7 protein-coding genes are annotated in these 7,609 nt (G+C 55.1%); 6 read left to right on the forward strand and 1 reads right to left on the reverse strand.

The genetic code is table 11. The annotated features are described in order from the left end of the window. Positions 1-933, forward strand: a 933-nt coding sequence (locus tag VGE80_RS18455) for an ROK family protein (RefSeq protein WP_440593686.1), incomplete at its 5' end; no start/stop codon positions are given. Positions 934-1,269: 336 nt separating this feature from the next. Here the strand turns inward: VGE80_RS18455 and VGE80_RS18460 are convergent. After that, entirely contained in the window at positions 1,270-1,800 is a 531-nt protein-coding gene (locus tag VGE80_RS18460) for a PEP-CTERM sorting domain-containing protein (protein WP_440593687.1), read from the reverse strand. A gap of 536 nt (positions 1,801-2,336) precedes the next feature. Between VGE80_RS18460 and VGE80_RS18465 the strand changes: the two genes are divergently transcribed. The 5 genes from VGE80_RS18465 to VGE80_RS18485 form a co-directional block, all read left to right on the forward strand. Further along, the gene (locus VGE80_RS18465; protein WP_440593688.1) at positions 2,337-2,462 is read left to right on the forward strand and encodes a hypothetical protein; all 126 of its coding nucleotides are present in this window, start codon (positions 2,337-2,339) and stop codon (positions 2,460-2,462) included. Positions 2,463-3,319: 857 nt separating this feature from the next. Continuing rightward, on the forward strand, positions 3,320-3,682 hold the full coding sequence (locus VGE80_RS18470) for a UDP-N-acetylglucosamine--LPS N-acetylglucosamine transferase (protein WP_373651954.1): 363 nt from the start codon (positions 3,320-3,322) through the stop codon (positions 3,680-3,682). Then, positions 3,679-4,173 (forward strand): glycosyltransferase, encoded by a 495-nt coding sequence (locus tag VGE80_RS18475; protein ID WP_440593689.1) that lies wholly within the window; start codon positions 3,679-3,681, stop codon positions 4,171-4,173. The genes VGE80_RS18470 and VGE80_RS18475 overlap by 4 nt, the downstream gene beginning before the upstream one ends. 378 nt (positions 4,174-4,551) lie before the next feature. After that, the gene (locus tag VGE80_RS18480; protein WP_440593690.1) at positions 4,552-7,062 is read left to right on the forward strand and encodes a protein kinase domain-containing protein; all 2,511 of its coding nucleotides are present in this window, start codon (positions 4,552-4,554) and stop codon (positions 7,060-7,062) included. Between the two features lie 247 nt (positions 7,063-7,309). Further along, positions 7,310-7,609: hypothetical protein (locus VGE80_RS18485; RefSeq protein ID WP_440593691.1), on the forward strand; the 300-nt coding region annotated here is incomplete at its 3' end.

Genomic DNA, 7,609 nt, shown 5'->3' on the forward strand with positions numbered 1-7,609 from the left:
GGCGGCACGAAACTGCAACTGGGTGTTGGACAGGGGGACGGATCTGACTTCGTTGCCTTCGAGAGACTCGATGTCGATATCTCCAAAGGGGGGCAGGGGATCAGAGACCAGATTCGAACAGTCGGTCGAAAGCTGGTCGCCGAACACAAGATCGAACGTGCGGCCTACGGCTTTGGAGGTCCCATTTTTGGATCAAAGGGAATCGTCCAGACCAGTCACCAGGTTCCAGGCTGGGACAACTTTCCGCTGAGTGCATGGACCGAGCAGGAACTGGGGGTTCCGACCATTCTCGGCAACGATTGCGATGTGGCCGCACTTGCAGAAGCCAACTTCGGGGCAGGCCGTGGAGCCCGCAGTGTCTTTTATGTCACTGTCGGGACTGGTATCGGTGGCGGACTCGTTCTCGATCGGAAGATCTACGGAACATACCGTCCTGCGGCTGCTGAAATTGGCCATCTGCGACCCGGCCTGGACGCGACTTCCCCTTATCAGACCGTTGAATCGTTCGCCGCTGGCCCGGGAATCGCTATCGCGACCGTCAAGCGACTCGAATCCATCCTCCAGGCAGGCGAAGCCACACGAGACATCCACGACTTCCGTGAACGCTGCGGCGGCGACTTCCAGAAACTGACAACCAAAGCGATTGGTGAAGCCGCAATCGCAGGCAATCAGCTGGCCCGGGATCAATATGCCGCGGCGACAAAAGTCCTGGGCTGGGGAATTGCACAACTTCTGACGCTCGTTTCTGCGGAAGTTGTGGTGGTCGGCGGAGGCGTATCACTCGTCGGCGAAGAAATCTTTTTCGAACCACTTCGCACTGCGGTCCAGCAGTATGTCTTCCCGCCACTGCGAGAGGCGTACCGCATTCTCCCAGCGGAACTCGGGGAGAGCGTCGTTGTTCACGGTGCGCTCGCACTCGCTCGAGGCGACTGACTCTCTCGGTGAGGACTCAAGCAATCATCTGGCTCTGCGAAGGGGTCTGTATTTCCGCGCGAGAATGCCTGGTTCCAGAGTGACACCGGCTCCGACAGTTGAGTCATTGCATCTACGGTCAGGCATCCGCAGCATCAGGTTGCTTCAGCATCGCCAGCCGTACCGACACAACTCTCTTCCAAGTTGCCCTTCGTCATTGTGCGGTCGCTTGCCGATTGCGTAGCCCGAGCATGAATCAGGCAAACGCCCCTCAGTCCAGACACACGCGGGCGTCCAGACGGAAGGGCGTGATCCATCAGCGAAGTGCGACCCGACGAACTGGTCGAGGCTACGAGTTTATCGTCCTCTGCACCAACGCTGTCGGATGGCTCGTACGCCCAGCCCCAATCCCCCCAGGCCGAGAAGCGCAAAGGTACCGGGTTCGGGAACCGTATCAGGAACAGGAGGAGAACTGAGATCCTTCACGTAAATGGTATCTGCAGACGCGATGTCGAATCCTAGAAAACCGGGATCTCCGTAATGGTAGGACGTGACATTGCCAGCCGTGTAATCAACCGTATCAATGTGCGTATAGCCTGTGTTCCAATACCGCACTGCGTCATTTCCGCCTCCGGGTAGTGCGAGAAAAAGAGAGATATCAGGTCGATTCGCCCACTCTTCGGCGGTCGCATATCGCCAGCCCACATTTCCATTGTCGGACGGCTCCAGCAGGATGTTAACGTTATGATAGTCTGTCACCGCGACCGGCGAGGCATAGGCCCATCGCAGGTCAGCCCAGACGACTGTCTTACTGTCCGGTACCGGCCCCGAGATGAGAGCCGCTTGCGCGGAGGCGCATGAGACGCACATCATTGCAGCGATTCTCAAGGCAGCGGAGATCCTTCCGAAAAGATTCACTTCCATTCGAATGAGCCCTTTAGACATAGTTGACGGGGAGGGAACTGAGAATGACAACACAGTTGTCGAGAGAGGTGAAAGCAGACTACTTACCTGGTGTCGCACGTGAGACCGAGGGTGTTAGCACGCTCAGGAAATCTACTTATGTTGTAATATTTCTGCCATTCCGAATCAGGGAATCCACCCGCCGTGTGATCGAATACGTTTAATAACGCATGGGAATGGTGACCACGCACAAGACAGCTTCGCTGCGCAGGATTAGCGACCTGTCAACAGCACAGCTCACGCTGCATTAGATAACAATCCCTTAATCTACACGAGCGACTCACGGCCATTCTGAATTGCCTGACACCGGACTTCGAATGGACTCATGCCGCGTGCCGCTGGGGCAGTGACAGTCCACCGTTCGCAATCACACCGGCATTCGTCGCAAGTTGAACGCGCACCAGAGAACGCGAATCACCGCTTCAATATCCCAAGGAATGCCAAAGGGCTCAGAAAGTAGAATGCTGACGAAATTCCTGACATGGAATATCCTGACAGACACAGATGCCTTCAAGCCCCTGATCAGCATCCAGACGTTCTGTCGCAGTTCCGTGCCACTTGGCCGCTACTCCAAGGGAAGTGAGTAGTCCCGGTCGCCTTGATCGGTTTTGATTCTTCCGACAACGAAATCCGATTGATTGGTGCGGTTTCACAATTGCAACTCGGGCCCCGCCGTCGAGCAACGTGCAAACATCCTCGCGCGGATTTCAGATTTGTGAGGGATGACGCCGCGGTCCTCAGCATGACCGTGGGAGCGGCCGTTACGAACTCTCTTGTCTGACAAGGAGTCCTGAGGAAAAGTGGCGGACGTCGGACGTAACGCGACGGTACGTGTCGATGACGCCACAGGTGCGAAGAGGGCTGAAACAATATCCGGTACGGTTCCCCGAATGGGCGTGCGGAGATTTCGCTGGCGAGTCCGCAGCAGTGTTGCGAAGATCGTGCCGAGAGTTTCTATTGGCAACAAGGCGCTGCCTTCAGCAGCCGGCACTTAGGTCGTCACATCGCCATCGGCACGTGAATCGATCGGCAATGTAAAACTTTGCAGATGACGAATGCTTCAGCCGGATTGAAATCAAACCCAATACTGGCCTAAGTCTCGTTGCGGGGACCAGAGGTGCAGGGAGTAAAACTCAAAAAATGTTTTCGGTTCGCTTTTCAGTCTGCACCGCACCATCTCCCCGCTCAGGTGGAACTCGGTACAAACGCATCACAAATCGGGAAGCCAGTGACCACTTTTCTGATCAGGTGGGCGAGAGGACTGCGTGTGAGTGAATATGAGCAAAGTGCGAATCGCCCGGACGTCGCACAGTCGCATCGGACGGAGGGACTCCCCTCCTCACTACCATCTAATGGGAAACGAAGAAAAGTCCTCGCAGTGGCCTCTCGGGGAGGACACTGGATTCAGCTTTTACGTCTGCGCCCGGCGCTCTCTGAATCTGATGTGACGTTTGTCACCACGGACCCTTCCTATCACAGCATGGTCGCAGGGGAAAAATTCGTCGTTGTCTGTGAGGCGACTCGAAACCAGAAACTGCGGCTGCTCTGTTTGAGCGCACAGATCCTTTGGATTCTGCTGCGGCACCGGCCCTACGCGATCATCACGACGGGGGCTGCCCCCGGCTACGTTGCGATTCGCCTGGGCAAGCTCCTCGGTGCGAAGACGCTCTGGATCGACAGCATTGCCAACGCGGAAGAACTCTCGCTCTCTGGGCAACTCGCGTCGAAACATGCGGATGTCACTCTGACGCAGTGGAGTCATCTCGCATCACCAGACGGCGCTGATTACAAAGGTGCTGTGATATGATCTTTGTGACTGTCGGCAGTCTGGATCCGTTTGACCGTCTGATCAAGGCGGTGGACCAGTGGATTGCCGAGACTTCGTCGAAGGAAAAGGTCTTTGCCCAGATTGGGACCGGCAGCTACGCGCCTGCGAACTGCGAGTCTGTTCGATTTCTCACACCAGGTAAATATCGAGAAATCTTTCAGGAATCGCGATTGATCGTGTCCCACGCAGGGATGGGGACGATCATCACGGCCCTCGAACTACTCAAGCCAATCATCATCATGCCCAAGCGAGCCGACCTGGGCGAGCAACGAAACGATCATCAGCTCGCCACCGTGCGCCACTTTCGACGCTCGCAACAAATCATCGTTGCCGAAACGGACGAGGACCTGCCCAAAGTTTTGAATCAGGCGCTTAGCTCGACTTTCGCCGATAAACACAATCCGCTCAACACAACCCGTTATCAGCCAGACCCCTCGCTGATTCAGTTCATCCGCGAGTTCGTCTCCTGATCGCCCTGTTGGAGTACGGCCCCGCCAGGCGTCATACGCGGACCGACTGGTGAAGTAGACCAGCCACCCCAGCAGATTTCGCGCGAGTCATTCCCTGCGATACAAACCGCGGCATCTTCTTGCCAGAGTCTCATGCGGAAGCCACTCTCCGCATCTCTTTCATCGCGCCGAATCTCCAGCGGCGCGATGTCACGAAGTGAGCTCATCAGCAGAATGAAATCGCCGAGAGCGTTTATGAGACACGTCGCATCTCGTGCCGAACAGTATTGGCGGTTTCCCGACGGGAGTCTCACGTTGTCTGGTAAATGAGAGCGTGTTTCGGGAATATATCGCAGACGATTCTCGTTCCATTCCATCACTAGAATTCGAAACCTAACGATGACCGTCCCCCTTCACAAGTTCCTCCAGCAGCTTGAAGAGAGTGGGATTCTGACGGATGACACGATCAAGGATTTCATTCCGCCGAAGGCGTCACCCCAAAACGCCGAAGACCTCGCGCGTCACTTGGTCAGGCAGAAGAAACTGACCAAGTTTCAGGTTGAAGAAATTTCCAAAGGCAAGGGGAAGTCGCTGACCCTCGGCAACTATGTCCTGATGGAAAAGATCGGAGCGGGCGGTATGGGGCAAGTCTTCAAGGCCCGGCATCGAGTCATGGAACGGCTCGTGGCAGTCAAAGTGTTGCCGACTGCGATGACCAAGGACCAGGCAGCCATTGCCCGCTTTCACCGGGAAGTCAAAGCGGCCGCTAAGCTGATACATCCCAACATCGTCACGGCCTACGATGCCGATCAGTCCAATGGCATTCACTTTCTTGTCATGCAGTTGGTAGAGGGCCGTGATCTTTCGGTCTTGGTCAAGAAGGGGGGGCCGCTTTCCGTTGAGGAAGCCGTCAATTATGTCCTGCAAGCCGCCAAAGGCCTGGAAGCCGCCCACAAGAAGGGAATCGTTCATCGAGATATCAAACCTGCCAATCTTCTGCTGGACACCGAAGGAACGGTGAAGATTCTCGACATGGGTTTGGCTCGCCTGAGTGTGGACGGAGAGGACTCGCCGCAGGCAGACCTGACATCCACCGGGACGATCATGGGGACCGTGGATTACATGGCTCCCGAACAGGCTCTGGATACCAAGTCTGCCGACGCTCGTGCCGACATCTATGCGTTGGGATGTTCCCTCTATTTCCTGCTGACCGGCAAATCGACCTACGAAGGCGAGACGCTGATGAAGAAACTGCTGGCTCATCGGGAACAGCCAATTCCTGCACTCCGCACAATTCACCCGGAAGTCACGGAAGAACTTGAAGTCGTGTTCAAGAAGCTGGTCGCCAAGAAGGTCGAAGACCGTTACCAGTCAATGACTGAGGTGATTATTGATTTGCAACGATGCACGGCTGGCCCGGCAGCCACCATCACACATCTGCAATCGCCGACCACGACGTTTGAAAACGGTCCCTTCGACTTTCTCAAGAAGTTGCCGAAAGATCCAACCATTCCAGCGAATCCAAAGGCCATTGCGGGAAAGACATGCAGCAACAAGACGCTGGCCCTGATCGGTGTCGCTCTCTTGAGCGTAATGATTCTGGCCGGCATCCTCGTTTCGCTGAAGACCAAAGACGGGAAGCTGATCGTCGACGTCGATCAATCGGATGCGATGGTGCAGGTGCTGGATGCCGATGGGCAGGTCGAAATCAGTCAGAAAGGTGGTAGCGGAGAGATCACAATCGATGTCGATCCCGGCAAGCACAGTCTCAAGGTTGTCAAAGACGGCTTCTCGACCTATTGGCAAGAGTTTGAGATGCCTCAGCACGGGAAGAAAGAGATCACGGCGAGGTTAGTGCCGTTGGACCACAAGCCCGTATCCGCGACCAATTCGTGGCACGGTTGGCCTCCGGATGCTCCCAGGCCAGCTGTCGCCCCTTTTGATACAGAACAGGCGAAGAAACATCAGGAGGAGTGGGCCGCATTCCTCAAGGTGCCGATTGAATACACAAACAGTATCGGCATGAAATTCCGCATGATCCCGCCCGGCGAGTTCATGATGGGGTCCACGGACGAGGAGATTCAGGACGCACTCCGATCTCTCGGTTGGAAGGAATATGTTCCAGGCGAAGGACCACGGCACAAGGTCGTTTTATCGCAGCCGATCTACGTGAGCATCCACGAAGTAACGCAGGAAGAGTATCAACGTGTCATGAACCGAAATCCTGCTCATTTTGCACCGCAGGGCTCCGGGGCGGACGCTCTTGATGACGAAGATACACGACGATTTCCGGTAGAGTCAGTGAGTTGGGTTGATGCGGCGGAATTCTGTGCAAAGCTGAGCCAGCAGCAAAAGCTGAAACCATGGTACTCCCGTTTCGGCAACACAATCACGCAACTGGAGGGCACGGGCTACCGCTTGCCAACGGAAGCAGAATGGGAATTTGCCTGCCGCGCTGGAACCACGACGAAGTATTGGTTTGGCGATCAAGATCAAGACCTGATTCTGGCAGGTTGGATTGCTTCGAATTCCGCGATGCGGACGCATACGACAGGAGAATTGAAGCCGAATCCATTCGGGCTCTTCGACTTGTCCGGCAACGTGTGGGAATGGTTACAGGACAGTTGGGATCCAGGCTTTTACAGCCAGTTTGACAACGGAATCGCACTGAATCCCATTTCTGCACCTTCCGCTGGTTCGCAGCAGGTTGTCCGTGGTGGCTGCTTTCTCGATGGCCATTCGGCCTCATTTCGATCAGCAGGGCGAAGAGCTTTCCCCCCCGATACTCGCGGAGAATATCTGGGCATCAGAGTATGTCTGCCAGTGGAAGCAGTGAAGCAACATGTAACAACTCCAGCCGAACTCTCTAACGAAGTCGATAAACAACGCGGAAAGAAACTCGGATTCTAGAAGCAGGCTGACATCGCACGAATTGGACTTGCCCATGAAATGTGGGCGTGAGGAAAGCGAGTATGCTTTTCCTTGAGGAGTCCAGAGTAGGTCGAAAGAACGTCGGAAGCACACCCCGGAGTTTAAGCGTGAGGCATTGAATCTGATCAGCAGTCAACAGTTCAGTTTCTGGCACAGGCTACCCAGACAATTCCGGAAGTCAGGTTACAGCCGATTCGATGAGCAAATGGAAATAGGAAAGGCACTGATGACTGTCGAATCACCGAAAGAGAAATTTCTTCGTCTTTGTCCCGGTGGATTCAACGATCCGAGATACCTCAAGGACGAACGAAATTGCAAATGGGTCGCCCATGAGATGTGGTGTGAACTGCTCAATCAAGAGGAGTTTGCCCGCTTGCTCGCAGAGGATCACTACCATGAAATCTGCCGTCGTGTCCTCAAGGTTGAAGCCAAGACAAAGTTCATGCTGAGTCAATTCGAGAAGTCGGCGCTTCACCACGCTATCAAGGGAGACTTGTTTGCTGGGTTAATGGCAGAGAGTCTTTTC

Source organism: Schlesneria sp. (genome assembly GCF_036405755.1).
GTDB lineage: Bacteria > Planctomycetota > Planctomycetia > Planctomycetales > Planctomycetaceae > Schlesneria > Schlesneria sphaerica.

Bases quoted from the DNA above. Each gene is read 5' to 3' on its own strand.
- VGE80_RS18465 (WP_440593688.1), top strand. From the start codon at position 2,337: ATGCTGACGAAATTCCTGACATGGAATATCCTGACAGACACAGATGCC.
- VGE80_RS18475 (WP_440593689.1), top strand. From the start codon at position 3,679: ATGATCTTTGTGACTGTCGGCAGTCTGGATCCGTTTGACCGTCTGATC.
- VGE80_RS18480 (WP_440593690.1), top strand. From the start codon at position 4,552: ATGACCGTCCCCCTTCACAAGTTCCTCCAGCAGCTTGAAGAGAGTGGG.